The organism is Bdellovibrio sp. HCB274 (assembly GCF_047306075.1).
Classification (GTDB): domain Bacteria; phylum Bdellovibrionota; class Bdellovibrionia; order Bdellovibrionales; family Bdellovibrionaceae; genus Bdellovibrio.
Window position 1 is genome coordinate 849,443 of the sequence record NZ_CP178623.1, and the last position, 22,572, is coordinate 872,014.

Annotated in this window: 21 protein-coding genes; 11 read left to right on the forward strand and 10 right to left on the reverse strand. The window is 47.2% G+C overall.

All coding sequences use genetic code 11. From position 1 onward, the window contains the following. Positions 1-5: 5 nt before the first annotated feature. On the reverse strand, positions 6-1,355 hold the full coding sequence (locus tag ACLWNV_RS04230) for a sigma-54-dependent transcriptional regulator (protein ID WP_413586654.1): 1,350 nt from the start codon (positions 1,353-1,355) through the stop codon (positions 6-8). Positions 1,356-1,488: 133 nt separating this feature from the next. Here ACLWNV_RS04230 and serA point away from each other — a divergent pair, with 133 nt between their 5' ends. Next, positions 1,489-2,694, forward strand: a complete 1,206-nt coding sequence (gene serA, locus ACLWNV_RS04235; RefSeq protein ID WP_413586655.1) for a phosphoglycerate dehydrogenase — start codon at positions 1,489-1,491, stop codon at positions 2,692-2,694. A 101-nt stretch (positions 2,695-2,795) separates the two neighbouring features. Then, the gene (locus tag ACLWNV_RS04240) at positions 2,796-3,050 is read left to right on the forward strand and encodes a hypothetical protein (protein ID WP_413586657.1); all 255 of its coding nucleotides are present in this window, start codon (positions 2,796-2,798) and stop codon (positions 3,048-3,050) included. A gap of 53 nt (positions 3,051-3,103) precedes the next feature. On the opposite strand, the gene ACLWNV_RS04245 is transcribed toward ACLWNV_RS04240, so the two are convergent. Continuing rightward, on the reverse strand, positions 3,104-4,846 hold the full coding sequence (locus ACLWNV_RS04245) for a substrate-binding domain-containing protein (protein ID WP_413586658.1): 1,743 nt from the start codon (positions 4,844-4,846) through the stop codon (positions 3,104-3,106). A 210-nt stretch (positions 4,847-5,056) separates the two neighbouring features. On the opposite strand from ACLWNV_RS04245, the gene ACLWNV_RS04250 reads away from it, so the two are divergent. From ACLWNV_RS04250 to ACLWNV_RS04260, 3 genes are all read left to right on the forward strand, one after another. Further along, complete coding sequence (locus ACLWNV_RS04250) at positions 5,057-7,180, forward strand: hypothetical protein (RefSeq protein WP_413586659.1); 2,124 nt, start codon at positions 5,057-5,059, stop codon at positions 7,178-7,180. Between the two features lie 63 nt (positions 7,181-7,243). Beyond that, the gene (locus ACLWNV_RS04255) at positions 7,244-8,035 is read left to right on the forward strand and encodes a substrate-binding periplasmic protein (protein WP_413586660.1); all 792 of its coding nucleotides are present in this window, start codon (positions 7,244-7,246) and stop codon (positions 8,033-8,035) included. Positions 8,036-8,091: 56 nt separating this feature from the next. Then, positions 8,092-8,730 carry a hypothetical protein gene (locus ACLWNV_RS04260; RefSeq protein ID WP_413586661.1) on the forward strand — a complete coding sequence of 213 codons (639 nt, stop codon included), beginning with the start codon at positions 8,092-8,094 and terminating at the stop codon, positions 8,728-8,730. Positions 8,731-8,767: 37 nt separating this feature from the next. Here ACLWNV_RS04260 and ACLWNV_RS04265 read toward each other — a convergent pair whose 3' ends face one another. Genes ACLWNV_RS04265 through ACLWNV_RS04280 form a run of 4 tightly spaced genes read right to left on the reverse strand, consistent with a single transcriptional unit; the run spans position 8,768 to position 11,059 of the window. Then, positions 8,768-10,153, reverse strand: a complete 1,386-nt coding sequence (locus ACLWNV_RS04265; protein ID WP_413586662.1) for an FAD-binding oxidoreductase — start codon at positions 10,151-10,153, stop codon at positions 8,768-8,770. Positions 10,154-10,162: 9 nt separating this feature from the next. Further along, complete coding sequence (locus tag ACLWNV_RS04270; protein ID WP_413586663.1) at positions 10,163-10,372, reverse strand: DUF2892 domain-containing protein; 210 nt, start codon at positions 10,370-10,372, stop codon at positions 10,163-10,165. A 41-nt stretch (positions 10,373-10,413) separates the two neighbouring features. Beyond that, the gene (gene grxD / locus ACLWNV_RS04275) at positions 10,414-10,719 is read right to left on the reverse strand and encodes a Grx4 family monothiol glutaredoxin (protein ID WP_413586664.1); all 306 of its coding nucleotides are present in this window, start codon (positions 10,717-10,719) and stop codon (positions 10,414-10,416) included. Between the two features lie 25 nt (positions 10,720-10,744). Then, on the reverse strand, positions 10,745-11,059 hold the full coding sequence (locus ACLWNV_RS04280; protein ID WP_413586665.1) for a BolA/IbaG family iron-sulfur metabolism protein: 315 nt from the start codon (positions 11,057-11,059) through the stop codon (positions 10,745-10,747). Here ACLWNV_RS04280 and ACLWNV_RS04285 point away from each other — a divergent pair. Further along, complete coding sequence (locus ACLWNV_RS04285; protein WP_413586666.1) at positions 11,048-12,964, forward strand: LTA synthase family protein; 1,917 nt, start codon at positions 11,048-11,050, stop codon at positions 12,962-12,964. The two genes, ACLWNV_RS04280 and ACLWNV_RS04285, sit on opposite strands and share 12 nt — an antisense overlap. Before the next feature lie 2 nt (positions 12,965-12,966). On the opposite strand, the gene ACLWNV_RS04290 is transcribed toward ACLWNV_RS04285, so the two are convergent. Together ACLWNV_RS04290 and ACLWNV_RS04295 are read right to left on the reverse strand one after the other, a co-directional pair. Continuing rightward, positions 12,967-13,587, reverse strand: coding sequence for a PilZ domain-containing protein (locus tag ACLWNV_RS04290; protein WP_413586667.1), 621 nt, complete (start codon positions 13,585-13,587; stop codon positions 12,967-12,969). 59 nt (positions 13,588-13,646) lie between these two features. Beyond that, complete coding sequence (locus ACLWNV_RS04295) at positions 13,647-14,798, reverse strand: cyclic nucleotide-binding domain-containing protein (RefSeq protein ID WP_413586668.1); 1,152 nt, start codon at positions 14,796-14,798, stop codon at positions 13,647-13,649. A 236-nt stretch (positions 14,799-15,034) separates the two neighbouring features. On the opposite strand from ACLWNV_RS04295, the gene ACLWNV_RS04300 reads away from it, so the two are divergent. Continuing rightward, positions 15,035-15,382 carry an HNH endonuclease gene (locus ACLWNV_RS04300; RefSeq protein ID WP_413586669.1) on the forward strand — a complete coding sequence of 116 codons (348 nt, stop codon included), beginning with the start codon at positions 15,035-15,037 and terminating at the stop codon, positions 15,380-15,382. A gap of 3 nt (positions 15,383-15,385) precedes the next feature. On the opposite strand, the gene ACLWNV_RS04305 is transcribed toward ACLWNV_RS04300, so the two are convergent. Continuing rightward, positions 15,386-15,841, reverse strand: coding sequence for a hypothetical protein (locus ACLWNV_RS04305; protein ID WP_413586670.1), 456 nt, complete (start codon positions 15,839-15,841; stop codon positions 15,386-15,388). A 436-nt stretch (positions 15,842-16,277) separates the two neighbouring features. Here ACLWNV_RS04305 and ACLWNV_RS04310 point away from each other — a divergent pair, with 436 nt between their 5' ends. The 3 genes from ACLWNV_RS04310 (at position 16,278) to ACLWNV_RS04320 (ending at position 19,808) form a co-directional block, all read left to right on the forward strand. Next, positions 16,278-18,068 (forward strand): DNA topoisomerase VI subunit B, encoded by a 1,791-nt coding sequence (locus ACLWNV_RS04310; RefSeq protein ID WP_413586671.1) that lies wholly within the window; start codon positions 16,278-16,280, stop codon positions 18,066-18,068. Beyond that, positions 18,068-19,231, forward strand: a complete 1,164-nt coding sequence (locus tag ACLWNV_RS04315; RefSeq protein WP_413586672.1) for a DNA topoisomerase VI — start codon at positions 18,068-18,070, stop codon at positions 19,229-19,231. The genes ACLWNV_RS04310 and ACLWNV_RS04315 overlap by 1 nt, the downstream gene beginning before the upstream one ends. Positions 19,232-19,361: 130 nt before the next feature. Continuing rightward, complete coding sequence (locus ACLWNV_RS04320; RefSeq protein ID WP_413586673.1) at positions 19,362-19,808, forward strand: hypothetical protein; 447 nt, start codon at positions 19,362-19,364, stop codon at positions 19,806-19,808. Positions 19,809-19,814: 6 nt separating this feature from the next. On the opposite strand, the gene ACLWNV_RS04325 is transcribed toward ACLWNV_RS04320, so the two are convergent. Further along, positions 19,815-21,395 carry an ArnT family glycosyltransferase gene (locus tag ACLWNV_RS04325; RefSeq protein WP_413586674.1) on the reverse strand — a complete coding sequence of 527 codons (1,581 nt, stop codon included), beginning with the start codon at positions 21,393-21,395 and terminating at the stop codon, positions 19,815-19,817. Between the two features lie 118 nt (positions 21,396-21,513). Here ACLWNV_RS04325 and ACLWNV_RS04330 point away from each other — a divergent pair, with 118 nt between their 5' ends. Further along, a complete protein-coding gene (locus tag ACLWNV_RS04330) occupies positions 21,514-22,569 on the forward strand; it encodes an MBL fold metallo-hydrolase (protein WP_413586675.1) in 1,056 nt (351 codons plus the stop codon). Positions 22,570-22,572 lie beyond the last annotated feature (3 nt).

The window sequence follows — 22,572 nt, forward strand, 5'->3', positions numbered from 1 at the left end:
GGGAGCTATCCTTCTTGGATGTTATAATCGCTGATCTTTTTATAAAGATTCGATCTTGAAACCTGAAGAAGCTGCGCGGCCTCTTCGATGTTAGTAGATTGTTTCATCGCTGTGCGTATCACATGGGCCTCAAAGTCATCAACCAAAGTATTAAGTCCTTTGGTGAAATCAATCACGGTGTAGGAAGGTGCCTTCGCAGGAGTGGCGGCCGGCGTTAACCACTGGTTGACATCCTCTGCGCGAATAAAGGGCAGGGGTGATGTTAAACTTAATTGTTCACACACGCGTTTTAGCTCGCGCACATTTCCCGGCCAGTTGTATTTCTTTAAGGCGGCTAGGCCATCTTCTGTAAACTGTTTGTTGCGACGGGGTCTTTCCATCGCCAAAAAGTGTTGTGCTAGTTCGTCGATATCTTCCAGACGTTCGCGCAACGGTGGCAGATTCACTCTTTGCGATGCCAGACGGAACAAAAGGTCTTCACGGAATTCTCCGGCAGCGACCATTTTGTCCAAGGGTTTATTGGAGGCAACCAGAATGCGGGTTTTCACCGTGACATAATCTTTCGCGCCGACTCTGCGAACTTCACCGCTTTCCAAAAATCTTAGAAGCTTCGCTTGTTGAGTCAGGGGCAGGGCTTCGATTTCATCCAAAAATAAATCACCGCCGTTGGCAGCTTCGGCCAAGCCCATTTTATTTTGATCAGCACCCGTGAACGCACCTTTAACGTGTCCGAAAATTTCGGATTCAAACAGATGCTCCGGGATGCTGGCTAAGTTGACTGCGATAAAAGGTCTTTCGCCTTCCTGTTCGTGCAACAGGCGGGCTACGACTTCTTTACCGCATCCTGTTTCACCTTCGATCAATACGGGTTTGCTTTCGCCGCGTAAATCAGCCAGACGTTTTTTGATGTTTTGTGACTCTTTGGATTGGCCCACCCAACGAGTGGAGCCACGATCCGAATTTGGATCAAAAGTGCGCAGGTCCCAAAGAGCTTCAATTTTTTCGATCACCATCGTGATCTCTTCCGGCATCAGGGGCTTTGCCAGAAAACGTTGCGCCCCAGCCTTTAGGCAAGACTCCATCAACTCGCGGCTTAAATCCCCCGACATGGCGACGACTTCCAGCTGCGGATTGTGTTTCATAAGTTTTTCGATGATCTTGGGACCAACTGCGGCTTTGCCGGGTTCCAGATGCATATCCACGAAAGCGGCGTGATAGAAGCGCTCGAACTGCACGGCCTCCAAAGTTTGGGCTGAGAAGACCTTCCAATGCGCCGGTAAACTCATTTTCAGTGATTGATGAATGAGGTTGTCGTCGTCGACTATGAGTAGAGAGAAAGCTCGAGTTTTTGCCATATAGATAAGCATGGCTCGGCGAAAGTCCTTTGACCACCCTTAATGCCCTTGGTCAGTAGTGACGAGCTCTCTGTTTTGACATTAAAATAACCAAAGCGTCTGCGATCCTATCGCAGTGTTTTTGGAGGCATCAGTGAGTGAGCTAAAGATTCTTTTAACAGAAAACATCCACGCCGTGGCTAAGGACAAACTTTCGGAAGAAGGTTTCAAGGTGGATTTGCTGACGCACTCGCCATCCGAAGAAGAGTTGATGCAAATTCTGCCTCAGTATCAAATCTTGGGAATTCGTTCAAAAACTGAGATCACGCAAAAAGTTTTGGAAGCCAACAAACATCTTTTAACGATCGGCTGCTTTTGCATCGGCACCAATCAGGTGGATTTGAAAAATGCGCGAAAATGGGGAGTGCCGGTATTTAATGCGCCTCACTCGAACACACGCTCCGTTGCGGAACTTGTTATTGCCGAGATGATTTCTTTGTCCCGTCAGTTGGGCGATCGCAATACCCAGGCTCATCAGGGTGGTTGGGTGAAATCTGCAGAGGGTGCCCACGAAGTTCGTGGTAAGACCCTGGGGATTGTTGGATATGGCCATATCGGAAGCCAGGTCAGCGTTCTGGCCGAATCCATGGGGCTTAAGGTTATTTTCTATGACATCGTTAAAAAACTTCCGTTAGGCAATGCCGTCGGCAAAGCCACACTAAACGAACTTTTGGCCGAGTCGGATTTTGTAACTTTGCATGTTCCAGAAACCCCTGAAACCAAGGACATGATTTCCAAAAAAGAATTAATGGCCATGAAAAAAGGGGCCCACGTTATCAACGCCAGCCGTGGAACTGTGGTGGTCATCGAAGATCTGGTGGAGGCCCTGAAATCGAAACATATCGCGGGATGTGCGATTGACGTTTTCCCAGAGGAGCCTGCGTCCAACAAGGTTAAGTTTTCCTCTCCATTGCAGGGACTTCCCAATGTGATTCTGACCCCGCACATTGGCGGCAGTACTGAGGAAGCTCAGTACGCTATCGGCCTGGAAGTCGCTGAAAGTTTCCGTCGTTACCTGCGAATTGGGTCGTCTTCCGGCGCTGTGAACTTCCCGAACGTGGACTTGCCGGTTAAGCAGGGGACGTCGCGCCTATTGAACGTCCACCGCAACGAACCCGGGGTGCTGGGGGAGATCAATGGAATTATTTCCAAAGCCGGCGCCAATATCGAGGGGCAGTACCTGTCGACGGATCCCGAGATCGGTTACCTGGTCATGGACGTTCATGCCACACAAGTGCAGGCTTTAGCTGAACAAATAGGCAAGTTGAGTCGTTCAATCCGAACGCGAGTCGTGTATTAGGAAATTCCTGCTTACATCTCTATCATTTTTGCATGTGGGGTTGTAGGCATCCGGTATCCCGTGGTACACACGGACCTCTTTAATAACTTTTGGGGGTTTCTGTGAAATCTGTTTTGATGGCTTTGTCTTTTGTTGCTGCAGCTCCTGCGCTGGCTTTTACTGTTCCTGCTTACGAAGGTTACGGTCAAAGCGAAAGCCCGGTTGAATATATCTCTTGGTGTGAAAAGAACAACGTCTTCATGGTTCAAAACGACAAAATCACTCCGATCGCAAGTTGCACAGAGCAAGGTCTTACTTGCCGTACAGTTACAGTTTACCGTGGCGCTGGCTACGTAGTAACTGCAAGCTGCCAGTAATTTATAGATAAAAAATTAAATGCAGAAAGGCTCTGAGAAATCAGGGCCTTTTTTCATCGATAGTACTTCCAGTCCAAAAGATTATATTTGCGCAGAATCTTGTTCATTTGCCCATCCGCGCGGGCCGCGGCCATCCACTCACCAAGAAGTTCTGGAAAGTTCACAGGACTGGTTTTTCCGGGAAGCTCCACCAGGCTTAAGCTGTTAAATCCCGTCAGTGACGTGGGCTGCAGCTCCAGGTTCATGTGCTGGCGGCGAAGCATCGTATAGCGCAAAACATTGTAATCACCCAGTGCCAGGTCCACGCGGCGTTCTCCGATGGTTTTAATCATGCGATCGGCGACATCGGTGCCTTCGATTTTAATGGATTTCTTAAACTCATCGGGATCCAGTTTTAATTCATTTTCCTGACCCAAGCGTGCGAAGGCGATTCGCATGTCAGTCAGGGATTCCTTGTCCACGACCCGCATACGCACACCAGGAGTGAAGAGTGCACCGGTGAAGGTCACGCCCAGCTTGGGCCCTGTGGTTTGAAATTCCGGCTGATAGCGTACAAGATAGCTGGGCAGAATGATGTAATCCACCCGATTTGCCAAAAGAGCTTTAGGCAAATCATCATTAGACAGACTGACAATTTGAACCTTGAAATTTCCGTTTTTGGCGACACTGCTTAGAATGTCATAAAGATATCCGCTCCAGGAGTTCGTGCCTTTTTCGCAAAGATAAGGACAATAGGGCGCGATTCCCACGCGGATAACTGTTTTTGTTTTTGCATCCTTGGAAAGGGCAGAGGCGGCTTTATGGGGAATTTTAAATTCCTCGGAGTGCGGTGATTCCGAGGGCGTGCTCAGCCACCCTTTGAAGCCCTCCAGGCTTTTCTTGGTAACAGGATAGGTCGGGATCAGCACTTGGGGAGTAACGGGTTTCTTTTCGAAATAGTTGATAACCTGACGGGCTGTTTCGCGGCCGATCTCTGCACAATACTGGGAGGAATTTATCACCGTCAGTTTTCGGTTACGAACATTTTCAACCGCTTTGGGATCGCCGTCGAAAGTGGCGTGAAGAATTTCTTTTCGTCCTTTATCCCAAAGGATGTTGGATATGGCCAGGCCCGCGCCGTCATTCACTGTGAAAATCACATCCACACTTTTTTTGCGGGGGAAGTCCTTAAGAAAACTTTCGGCAATCTCCACACCGGATTCGGGGGTGATACCTTCGTAGCGTTTTAGAACGGTGAACTTTCGTCGTTTGGATCTAAGTGCATCAAAGAATCCGTCAACGCGATTGATGACGGCTGAAACACGCAGGTACTCTACCAGAACAATTTTTATTTCCTGATCTTTGGGGATCAGAGAATCGATGTAAATTCCATTGTCCCAACCAGCCTGGTAATTGTCGCTGGCGATGTACGAAGTCAGGTTTCCCAACATGATGTACTGGTCAAAACTAAATACCGGAATATCGGCGGCATTTGCCTCCTGCAGGGCTTTGCTGGCAGTTGATAAATCTGGGGGTTGGATGACGATGGCATCGGGTTTGGTGGGAATGGCCTGTTCCAGTTGCTTGATCTGATTTAAAATTCCTTCCCGGCCATCGCCTGCAACATACGGAGTAATTTCAAATTTTAGTTCAGAGGATTCGGCGTTGTAGTGCTGAAACTGTTGTTCCAGTCCTGCGCGCATGGCGATCTGTGCTTCAATTTTATCACTCCAAAAAAAGGCGTGAACCTTTACCGTGCGGCACCACGAGGTGCACGCGATTAAAGTGAGTAATACACAGATGCTTATTTGTCTCATAGCCTGAAATTATATAGGGCATCGATAGAATGGTAACGGTCCATTCGGACAGAACGCTCCTTCCTGTTAATTTGCATGGAAATCTGAGCTTCGGACTTATTTGGAAATTTGTGAAGTTTCTGTAAAAATCCTTGTCTCAGAGTGGGAAAATCGATTCAGCGCCCCCGCGAATGGGCCGATAAATACCTCATCAATTCTGGGGTCGTATCGGTGAATTTATATCTTAAGGCAGTTTTCAAATACTCTGCGCTGCTTATTAGTTTATGTGGCTGCACATTGGAGCTTTCAGTCCAAAAGTTTGGATCGGAATCTGCAATGGGGCCCGTTAGTATTGCCGTAGCCAGTGCTGTGGATGTCGCTGGTCAAAATTATACAGACGATGACACTCCCACACTGTCATTCTCGGTTGCTACGATGACACCACTCGAAATGAAAATCACAGACAACGCAAATTGCTCTGGTGGTTCGTGGATCAGCTATTCTTCCAGCGTGGCTGCTTATGCCCTGCCTGCAGGTGATGGGCTTAAAAATATTTCTGTTCAGTTTCGTGATTCGGGCGGTTCTGCCACGGATTGTGTCGCCACCCAGGTAACCCTTGATACCAGTGCGCCAACAGCAGCGTCGATTGCAGTTACGGCCGATTATGTGGATGCGGGTTTGGTGAAGTTTGTGAAAAGTCCGACGCCGGTTTTCACCTTAGCCGCCACCGATCCGACACTTTATCAAATGCAATTGTCGAACAATGCGAACTGTTCGACTGGAAGCTATGAAGACTTTGCCGCCAGTAAAATCTGGGCGCTGACTGCTGGTGAGGGCGTGAAGGATATTTCAGTCAAATTTCGGGATCGGTTTTCCCACGAATCATCTTGTGTGACTTTAAGTGCAGTGTTGGATTCAACTGCGAGTGCGGTGCCAGCCATTGAACTTATCGCGGGGGCCGAGGGAGTGGGCACCATATCTTATTCCCCGAAACTTTACGTTAAGAATTCTGTCAGCAATGAAGCTGCCGATGCGACTCACTCTGGGTTCTTGGATTATTACGGCCGAGTGGTGCGTGTCAGTGACTCGCAGGTTATGCAGGCATGGACAAGTCTGGGCACTGGAAATATCGTGCAAGCGACGGGACTGACTTTGGCCGATGGCGTAAGTTATCGACTGGAAGTTCAATCCCGCGACAAAGCCACAAACTCTTCAGCGACGGTGTCGACTGTCTGGACCGCCACTGTGCTTCCCCAGTATCTTGCTTCAATTGAAAATGCAGCGCTCTCAACCGAGTATGAAAGTTCGAGTTTCACAGTGGGTGGTGTGGGAAGTTCGGTGAACGTAGCGGCAACCAACGGCGCTAAAGTTTGTATTTCACCTTGCGCGGATTGGAGTGCAGCCGGCACAAGTCTTGTTGCAAGCTCTGGAAATGTTTTTTCATTAAAGATGAATTCTCTGACGTCGGGAACGCGCACATCGACTTTGACTGTTGGTACCTATTCCACAACCTGGAAAATTTCGACGGGAGCTTTGTGTCCTTTGAATTATGTTTTGGTGCCGGGTGAAAACGGGACGTTGCAAAACGAGTTCTGTGTTGCCAAATACGAAATGAAAATTCTGGGTGATGACGATGGATACCAGGCTTATAGCCCGGCATTCGTGGCAGAATCGCGTCCCGCGGGGACATCCTGGAGACAAATCACTCAGCCTCAAATGCTGACGACCTGTCAGTCTTTAGGCAGTGGATATGATCTGGTAAGCAATGCCCAGTGGAATGTGATTGCCCGAAATATCGCAGGGGTGGCGACAAACTGGAATACTGGAACCGTGGGCTCGGGCCAATTGAATCAGGGCAATCGCAGCAGCGGTGATCAGGAACCTGCTGATGCCAATGACAATTATGCCTGCGCGAACCTGTCAGGCTTTACTTATCCTGGTGCTACGGCAACTTGCTCGGATTCTGTTTGGCATAATTTTAAACGCACTCATAAGCTGTCTAACGGTTCTGTGTTGTGGGATTTTTCCGGCGGTGCATGGGAAGGTGTTAAATACACTTATCCAGATACCTACACGGGTACCAACGATCTTATCGCAAGTATTGCTGACGGCACTTATTTTAAAAGCCTGATGGGGGCCGTGGGAATCAGTTGTCTGGCGCCAGCCGGGGGAAATGAGTATTGCGGTTTTGGTAAAGCCTGGATTAACGATGCCAGACCTGCCAGTGCTTTGTTTCGCGGTGGCAGTGCCAGCAACGGACAACAGACCAGTGTTTTTGCCACGGATTTCGATTACGACACTTCTCATGCTGACGGGGGACACGGATTTAGATGTGTTTCTCCGCTGATCAATTAGTATTGCCGTAAAACATACTTCAATTGGACTGATAGAGTTCCTCGCTTCCGTTATAGTGGAACTATGCATTCCATTCTGTTTCTTTGCTTGGTTTTTTTAGTGTCCTTCGATGTAAGAGCAGCGGCAGGGAATGAACCCTGCAGTCGTACTTATGAAGTGGGATTTTCTGACTATGCGCCGATCTTTATTCGCGAGAAAGGTCAGCGTAGCGGTATCGCCATTGATTTGGCGCGGGAACTCAGTCGTCGCACCGGTTGTATTTTTTCTGAAAATGAATTTACACGACCTGCTGCTATCTCCCGAATGCGACAGGGAAAGATGGATTTATTCTTCATGGCGGGCTCCAAATTTGAATTCGACAATATCGGCGTCTTTGTTCCGCTGTACGAAGCAGAAAGATCCTTGACGTATTTGCGATCTTTGAAAAAGAACTACGACAGCATTCAGGATCTTTTGAACGACAAAAAAATGCGCGTGGGCGTGATGATTGGATCTCACTCGATGTGGACACCTGAAGAATTGGCATCACTCAATGCCGAAGGACGCACAGTCGGTGCGCCGAATCCTGAAGGCTTATTCAGGATGCTTAAGAATGGGCGTGTTCAGGCTGTTTTGTTTTCGACGGGCACAACACTTTACTATATCGACAAATTGAAAATGACTGGTATTACAGAGCGATTGGTCGATAGGAAAACAAAAACTCAAGTGGGTTATGTGTATTCAACCCGTCGTATGTCATCACGGGACGTGGAATTAATTACCGGCACCATGAAAGTTATGGAAGCCGACGGCACCTTAAAAAAGATTTACTCAAAGTATCTGACGCCCAATTCTGTCGAGTTCCGGCAATATTGAAATAATTCCATTTAACCGGGTCCTTCCTGAATGTGTCCCACATACAGGGGGTCCGAATGGATTCAGCGAAATGGATTTCGCTTTTGGTTCTAATGACCAGTTTCAGTTCCGCAGGATGGGCGGCCGGATATCAGTCTTCAAGTTATTCCGAAAAGTTAGTGACGCGAAAAAATCCATTGCAGGGTTTGAGTCTGGTGATGCCTTCCTTTGTAGTGCATGGAGTTTCTCCGGGACCAAATGCTTCGGGCTACATGCCCCACAAAGTGGATGGCAAAGGCAACACTGTGATCACGCCGGGCGTGGGGCTTGAGTATGTCGCTTCCAACGGACTTACGGTGCTCGCGGCTTTTGTCAAGGACTGTTATGACAATCCCGCGGGGGCTTTGCAAATCGGTGAAACTTTTAAAGTTTCTGATCGCACGCAGTGGGGAGTGACCTTTGGAGTCTATGCGCGACAGACTCCTAAAACCTGCGAGACCTACTTTGATGGGCGCAAAGAAGTGACGGAGTGCTGGGAGATTGACGGTTATAGAATGAAGTTCATGACAAACTTAGGCGGTCATTCAGTGGATATCATGCCGATGCCTTTTGTGCACTTTACGACGGCACTTTATAAGTCCCGTGATTTCCGCCTGGATTTTAAAGTGATGAGTAACTTTGTTTTGAATGAATTTGGTTTTGCCGTGCCGTTTTAAACTAAAAAAGGCCACTCTTTTGAAGTGGCCTTTTTAGTTAAATAACTTTTCCTGGATTCATGATGTTGTCGGGATCGAATACCTTCTTAATCCCTTTCATCAGTTCAATTTCGGCATTGGAGCGGGTGTAGTTCAGGAAGGACTTCTTGGTCAAACCCACACCGTGCTCCGCACTGATCGAGCCCTGATACTTTTTAACAGCATCAAACACCATCACGTCAACTTTGCGGCACTCCTGAACGAATTCTTCTTTACTCATGCCTGGTGGGCGCAAAATATTGATATGCAGATTGCCATCACCGATGTGACCAAACCAAACAACTTCCCACGTTGGGTATGCGCCGGATAAAACTTTTTCCAGATCAGCCATGAACGGCGGAACTTTGGAAATCGCCACGGAGATATCGTTCTTGTACGGGGAGTACTTTGCCAGGGACTCAGAGATGTCTTCGCGATATCTCCAGAAGGTCGTCGCCTGAGTGTCGGATTGCGAGATCACGCCATCAACCACCCAGCCATCTTCAGCACATTGACCGAAGACTTCCAGCGCTTTTTCCTCGTCAGCTTCGGAGCGGATTTCCACCTCGGCCAAAACATAAAAAGACGCCTGCGTTTCCAACGGCATTGGCAATCCGGTGTTATCCAGAACCTTGGCCAATGCTTTATCCGAGAACATTTCAAACGCCACCAATGGCGTCTGAGTTTTAAATTTTCCAAAAATCTTCATCACGGCTTCAAGGCCGCTAACAGCCATAACCAGTACTTTCATTGGCGGCGGAGCCGGTGCCAGACGAATAGTTGCTTCAGTGATAAATCCTAAAGTACCTTCCGCGCCGATGAACAAATGGCGCAGGTCATATCCTGTGGCATTTTTCACCAGTCCGTTATTCAGCTCCAAAACTTCGCCAGTGCCGGTCACTACTTTTAATCCTGCAACCCAGTCGCGAGTCAAACCATAGCGAACGACTTTGATCCCGCCCGCATTGGTGGAAATATTTCCGCCCATTTGCGAAGAGCCCGTAGCTGCAAAATCAACCGGGTAAAACAGATTTTTCGAGTGAGCGTACTCCTGCAAAGTTTCAGTCACGACGCCAGCTTCGATCACCACCGTCTGGTCAATGGAGCTGAAGTCTTTGATTTTGTTCATTTGATCAAAAGAGACGATCACTTCACCTTGCGTTGCCACAGCGGCACCGGATAAACCAGTACGCCCACCAGAAGGAACCAGGCCCATTTTGTTTTTGCGAGCCCATTTTACCAGGGAGGCAACTTGTTCAGTAGTGTGGGGGAAAACGATGGCAGAAGCTTTGATATCGAAATAGGTCGTCCAATCCTTGCCCCAGTATTTTAAACTTTCCTCGTCGGTTTTGATTTGGTCTTTTTTTAGAAAGCTATCAAGTTCGAGGAGAGAAGCTGGTGCCATGGTGTAATCCTATTCCTGGTCGTGAACGGGCCGGTAAAAGTCTTTCAATGTTCTTATTCTAAAGAATGCGTAGATGGGACACAAGCCCCAAGCCGCAGTGAACAGACCGTAAATACCGATGTAAGTCCAGAACGGACCCCCGGCGATGGCGTAAGCGGTCAGTCCTACGCCAATAAAGAATCTTAAAGTGCGGTCCCAAGTGGCGACGTTGCATCTCATGTGTTGAGTCCTCCTTCGCCTATGGCTACGGCGGACAGGAACTACTTAAGTAGTTCCTGAAGTTCGCCAGATTGGTACATTTCCATCATGATGTCAGAACCACCAACAAGCTGGTGATTTACATACAACTGAGGGATTGTTGGCCAGTTGCCATACTCTTTGATACCAGAGCGGATTTCTTCGTCATCAAGTACGTTCACATCCTGAAACTGAACGCCGATGTCCTGAAGGATTGCGCAAGCACGTGCAGAGAAACCGCACATTGGGAATTGTTGTGTGCCTTTCATGAAAAGCACAACTTTGTTCGATTTAACGATACCGTCGATTTTTTGTAGAACTGGAGTCATAAATTCCTCGTATTGAATAATTATCTTAAACTATTTTTGTTTTAATGGAGAGTGCATGGACCTCACCAGTTTTAAGTTCTGGTCCAAAGCAGGCCATAACTTGCTGGTGTTGTTGGATGCGGCTTAAGCCCGCGAATTTGGAACTTTCCACATAAACTTCCCAATGATCCTGAGTTCCCGTTAGATCGAAAACTTCAACTTTCCCATTCGGGTAATTCTCTTCCAGACGTTGTTTCATTTGCTCTTGAGTCATGGGCGGGAAAGTACCAGAGGCTTCCCGACAAGTCGAGCCTTGTTTGACGTTATGTGTCGCTAATAGGATGAGGGGATGTTTGGACATTCACAGCGCCTGATTAAGATCTTTTCTTTGATTCTGCTTTTAATGGTTTTTTACGCCTTGGCGCGGGCCGAGTTTTTGATCTGGAATTGGAATTTATTTCATTCTAAATCCGTCTCTGACATCCTTTGGGCCTTCTTTGTGGGAATGCGTTTCGACTTGTCGGCAGCCTTTTGTGGAGTCGCGCCGTTGTTATTGCTTAGCTTTTTTCCCTGGCCGACACGATGGAATTCGGCGTGGGAAAAGGTCACTTGGGCGCTTTTCTGCGTTATCAATGGTCCCTTTTTGATTCTGAATCTGGTCGATACTGAGTTCATCAACTTCGTGGGCCGTCGTTTTACCTATGACACTTTGTTTATTATGAACGAAGCCCAGGGCAAGATGCTGAACTTTGCCGGCAGCTACAAAGGCTTGTTTTTAGTTAACACGCTGATTGTAGCTCTGTTGTTAACTTGTTCCTGGAAAGTTATGCGTCGCCCGTTTAAGTCCACGCATTGGCAGGGGAGTTTGAAGGCCTGGGGAGCTCATGGTTTGATGTGCTTCCTCGCATTGGTTTTCGCAGTTATCGGTATCCGCGGGGGCTTCCAACGCAAGCCGATTAATTTCGTGAATGCAAATGTGTTCACCGCGCCGCTATTGAACAACCTGGTTTTGAATTCCACTTTCACCTTTATCAAAAGCTACGGTGCTAACGACATCAAACACGAGAAGTATTTCAGCGATAAGAATGAAATGCTGGCACTTTTAAATGGCTCTTTGGTGGGGAGCACTCTGACAGGTCACCGCCCGGGCACGCCGCCAAATATCGTGATCATCATGCTGGAAAGTTTCGGTTCGGAATATTTTGGAACCGTGGATGGAGTGTCGCGCACGCCGTTCCTGGATTCCCTGATGAAGAAATCCCTGGTGTTTGAAAACTCCTACGCCAATGGCCGCCGCTCGATCGAGGGAATTGCTGCAATCATGGCGGGCATTCCAGCGCTCATGAGTGAGCCTTTCATTTCCTCTCATTTTACTTCGAATTATTTCCTGGGCCTGGGCACTTTGCTGTCAGAGAAAAAATACTCCACCAGCTTTTTCCACGGCGGGCACAACGGGACCATGTATTTTGATTCCTTTATGCAAAGTGCGGGTATCGAAAAATATTACGGAGCCAACGAGTACGGAAATTCCAAAGACGATGACGGCGTGTGGGGGATTTGGGACGAGCCATTTTTGCAATGGATGCTGACTCAGGTGAATGGCTTCAAACAGCCTTTCCTGACTTCGGTTTTCACCCTCAGCTCCCATCAACCGTTTAAAATCCCAGCGCAGTATCAGGATGTGTATAAGGAAGGCGAGTTGCCGATCTTAAAAACCATCGCGTACACCGACATGTCTTTGCAGAAGTTTTTCACCGAGGCGGAAAAGCAGCCATGGTTCAAGAACACTTTGTTTATCGTGACTGCGGATCATACGTCATTGCACTATCGCCCCGAGTACACCAACGAAGTGGGGGACTATAAAGTTCCGATTTTCTTCTATCATCCTTCATTTACGTTTCCCAAAGCTGACACCAAGATGGTGGTTCAGCATATCGATATTCTGCCAACGATTTTGGACTTCCTGGATCTTCCACAAAAGGAAGAAAACTATCTGGGGAGTTCGGTGTTTGTCGATGGCGACAAAACGGCGGTGGTTTATAACGACGGCATCTATCAGCTTTTTGCCAAAGACTTCCGTATTCGCTGGGCCCTGGGGCAATCAGATCCGGTGATGTTCGCGATCGAAGATCGCAACGGCGAGCGCCCTTTGACCGAGTCTTCTGATCGTAAGGAATTGTTAGTTAGAAAATTAAAAGCGCAGATTCAATATTTCAATGAAGGCATGTGGGACAATAAACTCTATTATCCCACACCTGGCAGATAGGATTAGCCGGCTTTTTTAAAGGCCGAGCGCTGCATTTCCACGATGGCACTGATGATGGCAAATTCACTGGAGTTTGCCAGATGATTGAACTCCAGTCCGATCACCATGTCGTCACCATGCACGCGCAGATTTTTCACAAAACCCTGAACCGGAATAGGTTCACGATCCTGCAAAAATATCACGGCTTCCACACGGTCATCCAGACGCAAAGTCGGCATTTCCGCAGTCAGTAAAATCGCGCAGCCTTCCGTTGAAACGTCAATCAGGCGGCAGGTGGTATTTGATTGTTGCTGATTCAATGTCGCAATCAAGCAGTCCGCCTGAAATCCTGAGGGCAGGGTGTAGCGGAAGTTTTTTCTTCTTTGTAAATGGAATAGATCGGAAATCGAAAGGTTCACGCCGCCTTCAAAAGGCACAGCCGTGGCTTCGAACATGTACTTCTCGTTATTCACGCGGAAATAGCAAGTCAGCACGCTTTTCAAACCGAATTTCAATTTCGAACCATCGGTCATCACACACTGGATTTGGCCCTGGTCATTCAGGGAAACCGCATTCACATGCTCGCTTTCGTCGTCATCCCCTTTGATCAGGACTTCACCTTCGATTGCGATCAGGGTTTCCAAAAGAAACCTTTTGTGGACTTGGTTATTAACGGTTTTGAAGATAGTGACTGGACCCATGGTTATGCCGCGCTGACCAGTTTATGGCCGCACTCTCCGCAAAATTTAGCACCAGCAACCACTTCAGAGTTACATTGAGGGCATTGTGGGCCGTTGGTTTTTTTCTTGGGCTTTTCTTCTTTTTCGTTGATGTCGACGTAACCGCGTTCATTCCATTTGTCGATCTCGCGAAGCATTTTCCAGCTTTGCAACATCGAACGGAATTCCTTGATTTCAAATTGCAATAACACGCCAGTACCGACTGTACGACGCTTCATAAAGATCCCTTTACCCTCCAAGCGGGTGAAGTGATCGTTATTCAGGGCAAAACCCAATTCATTCGTGCAGTAGTCAGAAAATTTCGCAAACTCAATACTCGTCACACCAAAGCGGTCCACTTCCGGTGAATCACCGGTGACTTTTAAAAGACCATCCAAAAGATTCAGGCAGACTTCGTCCACTCTTAATAGTTCAGATTTTCCGGCACCCTTAAAATAGTAATATTGGAAGAATTCAAAGAAGGCCTCTACCAGATTCAAATCCAGGAAGTGAACCTTCTGGATTTCATCTGCGCCCTCGGGATTGTCGACGGGTTTTCCCATCTCATACAAAGCCAGTTTTTGTTTCACCAGAATGTTGATGATCTGTTCAACACGTTTAGGGCTTTCACCCATCACGCGCTGAGCGTACTGTTTCATCATTTGCCATTCAACGATCACCCGGCCCGGTAAAGTGGTTCTGTCACCTTTGTGATTAGCTGTATGAAAAACAGCACCAAAGGCTTTCGCGACCTGATCTTCAGGACATGGAGAGGAGTCTTTTTCCAGTTTCGAAGAGCGAACTTCGTTCACTCCCATGCGCAGACGCTCTGCCAGTGATTTAATAATCACTTTCAGCATTTGCGGAGCACCCTCGTAAGTTTGTTTCAAAGTATCAACAGGGATTTCCAACACCTTGGTTTCCGCCGTTGCAACTGCCGCAGTCGGGTGAGTTTGCGCACCCAAAATCACCTGATCACCCAGGAAATGTGATGGTCCCAACTGGAAGAATTCAACGTTCTTTTTGCCGCGGATTAAACACTGAGAAGCGCCACCTGATTGAATCAGATAGACAGAGGTGATTTTATCGCCATCCTTAAAGATGACTTCGCCTTTTTTAAAGGTTTTTACGGACATAACTCACTCCTCAAAATAAGAATTCTCAGAAAAGTTATCGGTAAAAAAGCCCCTAGAATTGAGCATTTGGGTGTTGGCTTAGGTCCAGTTTCTGCCCAGACCAGACGGCTGGATGTATGAATAAAAGGAAAAAGGGCCGGAAAAACGGTCGATTTTGGGGCTATTTTGATGAAAATAAGGGGTAAAAATCGGGGGGTGGGTTGCTGGAAACAGGTGTTTCCGCTATAAAAATCCCCATGGAATATTACTTTAGCGCAGCCCCTGAGGCTCACCAAAAAAAGGAAAAGGCGAAGGCTCGAGAGCTACGTCAAAGCCAGTGGTGGCGTCAGGAATTGGGCAAAGGAATTTGCTATCACTGCGGAGAGAAATTCAAATCCGCAGAGCTGACCATGGATCATTTGATTCCTATCGCCCGCGGCGGAAAATCCACCAAGAATAACTGCGTTCCATCCTGCAAGGACTGCAACAGCAAAAAGGGCCATAAGACCCGCGCTGAAATGGCGTTGGAAGAGTTAAAAGTGGCTTCTCAAACAGAAGAAGCGCACTCGTCTGAATCCACGGAAACTACTCCGTCTGAAGAATAATTTTTAAGGTTTAAAAAACTGCGGAAGAGCTTCGGTATTTCTGTCTAACAGAATTGTCAGCGCTGCCTCGAAAGACGATTGTCTGAATACCGGGACAAGCCACTTGGTTTCAGCATCATAAATCAGTCTTTCCAGCGTGTCTTTTTCGATCACCCGGAAAGGAAGTGAAGTTTCCACGCGAGTAGGTTCTTTTAGCTGAAAGAAGTGAGTTGCCGCAGCCAGGATTTTTTCCTGCTCATCAGCGGGTCTTTCATAAAGATGTTGCCACTGACGACAGCACAGGTCTTCAAAGGTGTAGCTGCTGATTTCCAGAATGTTTAAGGAGCGGAACAAATGCATTCCGTTTTTATTGTAGATTTCAATGAAGTGATCGTCCTGGATCAAATCCAAATCTTCAGAACGTGCATTTAAACCGGCAGTATTCAGGTACGTTTCAACGAACAGTCTATTGTTCGTCATAGGAAATCTTTTTTGTCTCATATGAACGCAAGCCAAAACGTACATGCTCACGCGGGCAACGACGTCCTCTTGTTCGTCCCTATTTAGGCGACTAAAGTGAATAAGATTGGGATTCCCGTAAGGGCGAAAGACAATCCCTTCTTCCTCAATCAAATTAGTAAATGATTCGGCGAGTTTCTTAAACGTCGCTGATAATGAATCTGAGCTTTCCATGTTTTCCTGAAATTCTAGAACGTACTGCACGATTATACTAACGAATGTTCATATGTCCCGTTATGTTTTGAATCAAGGAAGTTAAAGGTGGATTACCTCACATTAAAAATTTGCGCCGCGCGACGTTGAGCCTTTGGTCTTGATTTAACCAGTTGCGTTAGGAATAAGCTATCAAAGTCATTGTATTAAAATTCGTTAACATCGTTATAAGGACTAAGCGACTGTGAGCAAAATTACCAAAAGTAGTACAGCTGAATATTTTGCTAAGAACCTTCAGCAAGTCGGGTTCTCGTCTCCATTGAAAGCCGTTTTGACGACTTTGAAAGAAGCCGTAGATAACTCATTAGATGCCTGCGAATCAGCGGGTATTTTGCCGGATCTATTAGTTGAAATCGCCAAAGTTGGAACTGGTTCCACTAAAAATACTGATTTAATTCGCATCGTTGTCGAAGATAACGGTCCCGGAATCGAAGCCGAAGATTTGGCAAAGGTTTACGGGGAGTATTTGGCCTCTTCCAAATTCGGTCGCGGTCAATGTTCACGCGGACAACAAGGTATCGGTATCTCTGCAGCCACTACTTGGGCGCAGATGACAAATGCCCGCGGTGTGAACGTTGTTTCAAAGACTAAAAAAATGCGTAAAGCGATCTCCGCGCAAGTGGATGTCGACATCAAATCCAATACAGGTGTTCTGAAAAACAAAGAATCCATGGATTGGGATCGTGATCACGGTACCCGCGTTGAATTCGTTCTTGATGGACGTATTCAGCTGAACGGTGACGGCGGTCTGTTGACGTACATTGAGGGCTCCATTTTGGTGAATCCTCATATGACCATCACTTATAAATTGAATGAAGCGGACTTCGTCACAGTGACTCGCGTAAGTACTGATGTACCACGAGTTCCAGAGGCATCTTTGCCACATCCACACACGTTTAAACTGGGTGAATTCATCACTCATTCCACGCTGTTTGGTAAAACGACTTTGTCCAAGTTTTTGAAGACTGGTTTCTCCCGTATTTCAGATCAATCTATCTCTGATTTCGTGAAAAAAGGTCTTCCAAAAAACCTTCTTGAAAAGCCTCTGACAGCTCTGACGGAAGAGGACTTCAAAAAGGTGTTCCAGGCAGTACAAAATACCGATTTGATGGCACCTTCCACGAAGTCAGTTTTGACTGTGGGCGAGGAAGCGCTTTCTAAATCCATCACTCGTCTGGGTGAGATCGACTTCTTTGCAGTTGTGACTCGTAAACCGACAATTTGTGACTTTAAACCCGTGGTGGTTGAGGTTGCGTTGGCGCGTTTCAAAGACCGCAACCAACAGAACGATTCTCCAGTGACACTTCTTCGTTTCGCCAACCGTGTTCCGCTTCAATTCGATAAATCGGGTTGTGCGATCACTTGGGCGATTGAATCTGTAAACTGGAAAACTTATGGCTTGGGTCAACCTAAAGACTCTTTGCCACTGGGTCCTTATATTTTTGCAGTTTCTATCGTGTCTCCGTTCATCAAATTTAAAAATGCCTCGAAAGAAACTATCGATGCATCCGAAGAGTTGGTGGCAGAGATTCGTCTGGCGTTGATCCAGGCAGGTCAAAAACTTTCCCGTCACATCAAAAAAGAAGTGAAGGAAGCTGATCTTGAAAGAAAATTGGCTCACATCGAGCAATTCGGACCGATCCTTGTAGAAGGTTTGGCAAGAATCATCAATGCGCCTGAATCCCGTAAGAAAAAAGCCGAAGAAGGTTTGAAAAAACTTTTGGGCCGCGACTCTGAAGAGGCGATGGCGGATCTGGAAGCAGCGGAATCCAAACTTTTGGCGCAAAAACAGCGTGAAAAGAAAAAAGGTATCGCTCACGGAGATGAAGATGAGGAAATCCATGTGATCTCTTCTGAAGATCTGGTGGAAGAAGCTTCTGAACCGCAGGGAACTAAAAAATCTACGACGAAAAAAGCCGTGGGCACTCAAAAAGCCACAGCTACGACTAAGAAAACGACTGGGAAAAAAGCGTAATGGCAAAATTACTTAGCGTTCGCGAACTTAAAATTGATATTCCTAAGGAAGCCCGCATTCTGGCTGACAAGATGTTGAAGGACCTTGAGCAATCAAAACGTCCGGTGCTGGAAGCTGTTAAGACTTCCCTGGACAACTCTTTGTATAATTCCAAAGTGGGTTACTTAACTCCGGGTGATAAAGTTGTACGTACGGAACTGAACGTTTCGTCGGTACAAAAATTAGCCCGCGTGGTTTTCGTTCTGGAAATTCTTTTGAACAACCTTGAAATCGGCTCTGTAAATACCAAGCGTGAGCTTTATTACATGTGCAAAGGTTTGATCAAAGGGAACTCCCGTTTGAAACCTCTGGATTTCGACGATCAGTCTGAATCAGATTCCATCATCGATTTCATCGGCGACATGCTTGAAGTATACCGTGAGGAATTAAACTGCTTCGCCAATGACCGTGGTGGACAGACTTATTCCCAGCAACTGGTTGTGACTGAAACTTTGAACGATGGTGATAAAGCTGTTGTCGATCTTTCAACTTTGGGTACGTCTCCATTCCAGCCAAAAAATAAACCACAAGCTTTGAAATTGAAGGCGAAAAAGAAAATCGACTTCTGCTTGATCGTAGAATCCGAAGGTACGGCGAATACGCTGGTATCCATGGGTTTCACGAAACGTAACAACTGTATCGTGATGGGTGCTCAAGGGGTTCCATCGAACGGTGTTCGTGGTTGGTCGAAATTGATTCAGGACGAACTTGATGTTCCGATGTATTTCTTCGGAGATCTCGATGCGTACACCATGCAAAATATCTTCCGTACATTGAAAGCGGGTTCTGCGGCTTCTTTGATCCGTAACTCCAACTTCTCTGCACCGAACGTTAGATTCCTGGGTGTATTGCCTGAAGACGTTAAAAAATATGATCTTCCTCACTACAAAGTGAAGGAATCCGATCCGGCAGAGGCGCGCGCTTTGAAAAAAGCGAAAGACGCTTTGGAAAACGATCCGTTCTTCCTGGATAAGAAAAACAAATCCCTGGCAGACATTCTGCGCTGGTTGATCAAAGAAAAGATTCGTTGCGAGCAACAGTCTTACTTCTCTGTAGATCCAAAAGATCCAATCAAAACAGAGAAACTGATCCTGGAAAAAATCAAACGTGGTTCTTACGTTTAAAATATCAAAGGCAACCTTCGGGTTGCCTTTTTTGTTTCGTTACAAGGTACGGACTTACCTGTGCAGGTAAGTCCGTACCTTGTGACGCGCTATTGCTACCAAAAGTGTGTCCGTACCTTAAGATGGGCCTATGAAGAACAGTGTTTATTTGATTTTAAGTTTGGCGGTGGCGGTGATTCTGGGGTCTTGTGCTCATGATGATGAGCAAGCTCCCAAGGATTTGGCGACTGATACTTTTGAAGTTTCCCAGCAGGGTGGGGATGATAAGCTGGTTCGTTCTTCGGGCATTAATGGTATCACTGAGCAGGTTGTTTTAAACGGCATGCTTCGCGTTCGTGGTGTGAATCAAAAATATATGAATGGCGTGATGGTGCATCTGATAGATCGCGATGCCACAATCTATGCTCGCGGCCGTGCAGCCTCCGATGGGTCCTTTCAGTTGTCAGGACACATTCCCAAAGGTTTTTATCTTATCAAAGTTATCGATAGAAGATTCAAAGGCGAGTTGGCAGTTCACTTGAACGGGGTTGAACTTAAAAACCTGACGGTTCCAGTTCAACCCGTGATTCGTCGTTAAAACTCTTTACCGTCTTGCTGAGGGCGGTCTTTCGTTCGGGCCATAGATGATGCCCTGGAAGTTTTTGCACAAGTAGACATAGAATGTGCGCGCGTGAACGCCGTGACGGAAGGTCATCAGCTTGTCGCGGGTGCAGCTGTCAAACTTTGCATACTCTAGCGGATCCTTGTCATACTTTTCAGTGGTTACAACGATCGCATCCTGTCCTTCCATGTTTTTCATCTCTTCCACGGATTGCATCACAGTGTAATTGCTGACCGTCGAGTTCAGCATATAGATCTTGGCCTGCGTGCCCCAGGTGGTTTGTGCTGTCGTCTCATAGCGAAGGGCTGCCAGGAACGGGCGATGGCCGGTTTCGGCGTGGATCTCGCGCTGACGACGGTTCACGAATTGCCCCAGGTCTTCCCAGCCGGTGAACTCATTGGATGGGTCAAAAGTCGTTTCCCATTTTGCATTCGGCGCAAAAAGTTTAAATGCTTTTGGAATCCACGGATAGGCAAACGGAGTGTAAGTCAGTAGCGCCAAAGGAATAAAGAAGCCCAAAATTCCGTAAGTGAAAACCTTGCTACGGGCTTTCACAATTTGTTTTTGCCCCCATCTTAGACCTTGGGACCAAATGTATCCTGCACCCATCAACAGCAACGTGTAAGCGGCGCCGGACCAGTGGGGTTTATAGTCCGCAAAAAACGGTTGCGGGTAAAACACGAAAATTGAAGGCGCCGTCAGGCAGAACAAAAATCTCCAGCGCGCTTCAGAACGTTTAATCAGCGAGGTGATAAATGCCAAAGCAATCATCACATACAGGAAAGGCGTGCAGAACAAAAGCTGTGCTGCGAACCAGCCGCCCCAGCGGCCCGCGCTGAAAGTACTTCCTTCGTGGCGGTCATGGAATTGATAACGGAAGCCCGGCCAGTCATGCAGATGATTCCACCAGAAGATCGGCGTACACAATACTGTCGCAATCAGGAATCCCACCCACGGCCATGGTGTCAGTAAATCCTTACGACGGCTTGGAGTCGCCAGTAAATACAAACCAAATCCTGGTGCAAGAAGCGCGATGATGAATTTGGAATTAAGTCCCAAGCCCATCAATACTCCCAGCCAAATCCAGGTTTTTTTCACGGACCAGCGCTGTTTATCTTCGCGCACACCTTGCCAGAAAACGTAAGCTGCTGCCACCCAGCACAGTGCAAATACAGGTTCCGGCGAAGCGACATAACCGCCAAAGCCCCAGAATGGAGACCACAACATCACGAAGCCGACGAAAATCGCAGACCACTCGTCAAAAAGATCTTTGGTAAGTTTGTATAAAAGAACAATCGTTGCAGCAAAACACACAAAGCCTGGCAGACGAACGCCGAGCTGATTATCTCCAAAGATGGAAGTCGTGATTGCTTCCAACCAGGCAATCATTCCGGGGTGATCGAAATATGAAAGTTGTAGATCTTTGGCCCATGACCAATGGTACGCCTCATCATCGATCAGTCCGATGTTCAGACTGAAGAACGCTCTGAAAAATAATGTCAGAATGAAAAGGATAAGGACTTTTTGGTGGGTGGATCTTTGCTTCCAATATTCAGCAATCACGGGTGTTTCTCCAGTTTTACGGAAGTCATTTTCAGTACCTATCTGTCGTAGCCCTTAGGTCCCGGTGTGGCAATATTTCCTCTCGATGAAGCTGTGTGTAAAGTGCTATGTTGGTAAAATGAAGACGAGGTTGATTTTACTCCTGATAAATGTCGGAGTGCTTATGGGTTGCGCCGGGCCTTTCAAGTATCACGATCCAAATATTCCCCATCACGGGAAAGACGGCTTTTTGAATAACTACGACAACACTCCCAAGGCCAGTGTGTTGAAATGGTATTGGGAGCGTTGGACGACCTCATTCCCACCGGATGAACCCGGTGGGGCGGCCACTGTGGCCGTGGATTTGAATGCGCTTAAAAACCCGGAAGCTTTGCAGATTACGTGGCTGGGGCACTCTTCCATGCTGGTGCAAATGGACGGTATGAATATCCTGACGGATCCATCCCTTTCAGAGCGAGTGTCGCCTTTTAGTTTCATGGGACCTAAGCGTTTCGGTAAACTTCCGCTGGAAATCGAGCAGCTGCCAAAGATCGATGTCGTGGTCATTTCGCACAGCCACTATGACCATTTGGATTTGGCTTCGTTAAGAAAAATCAATCAGCAGAACCAGGGGCAAACACGCTTCCTGGTGCCACTCGGCAATAAAGAACTCCTTAAGGGCGAGGACATTTTAAATGTCGAAGAATACGACTGGTGGAGCGGGGAAAAAATAGGTCCTATTCAGTTCACCTTTGCGCCAGCCCAACACTGGACGACGCGAACGACCTTTGACGTCAATCGCACGCTGTGGGGCGGTTGGATGATCAAGGGAGCCACGCGGCAGGTTTATTTCGTGGGTGATACCGGTTATTCCAAGGATTTTCAGGATATCCGCCAGCGCCTAGGTGCGGTGGACGTTGCTCTTATTCCGATTGGTGCCTATGCTCCTCGCTGGTTCATGCAAAAGCAGCATATCGATACAACCGAAGCCGTTCTTATTCATCAGGATTTGGGCGCACGGTTTTCGTTACCGCTTCACTGGGGCACGTTTAAGCTCAGTGATGAACCAATGGCAGAACCGCCGGTAAAACTGAAAGAGTCTTTGCAAAATGCAAATCTGCCTTTGTCAGTTTTTCCAGTGCTGAGCCGGGGCGAGACTTTTTCATTTGAAAAAGCCAGTAAACAGGGGAAGTAGTTA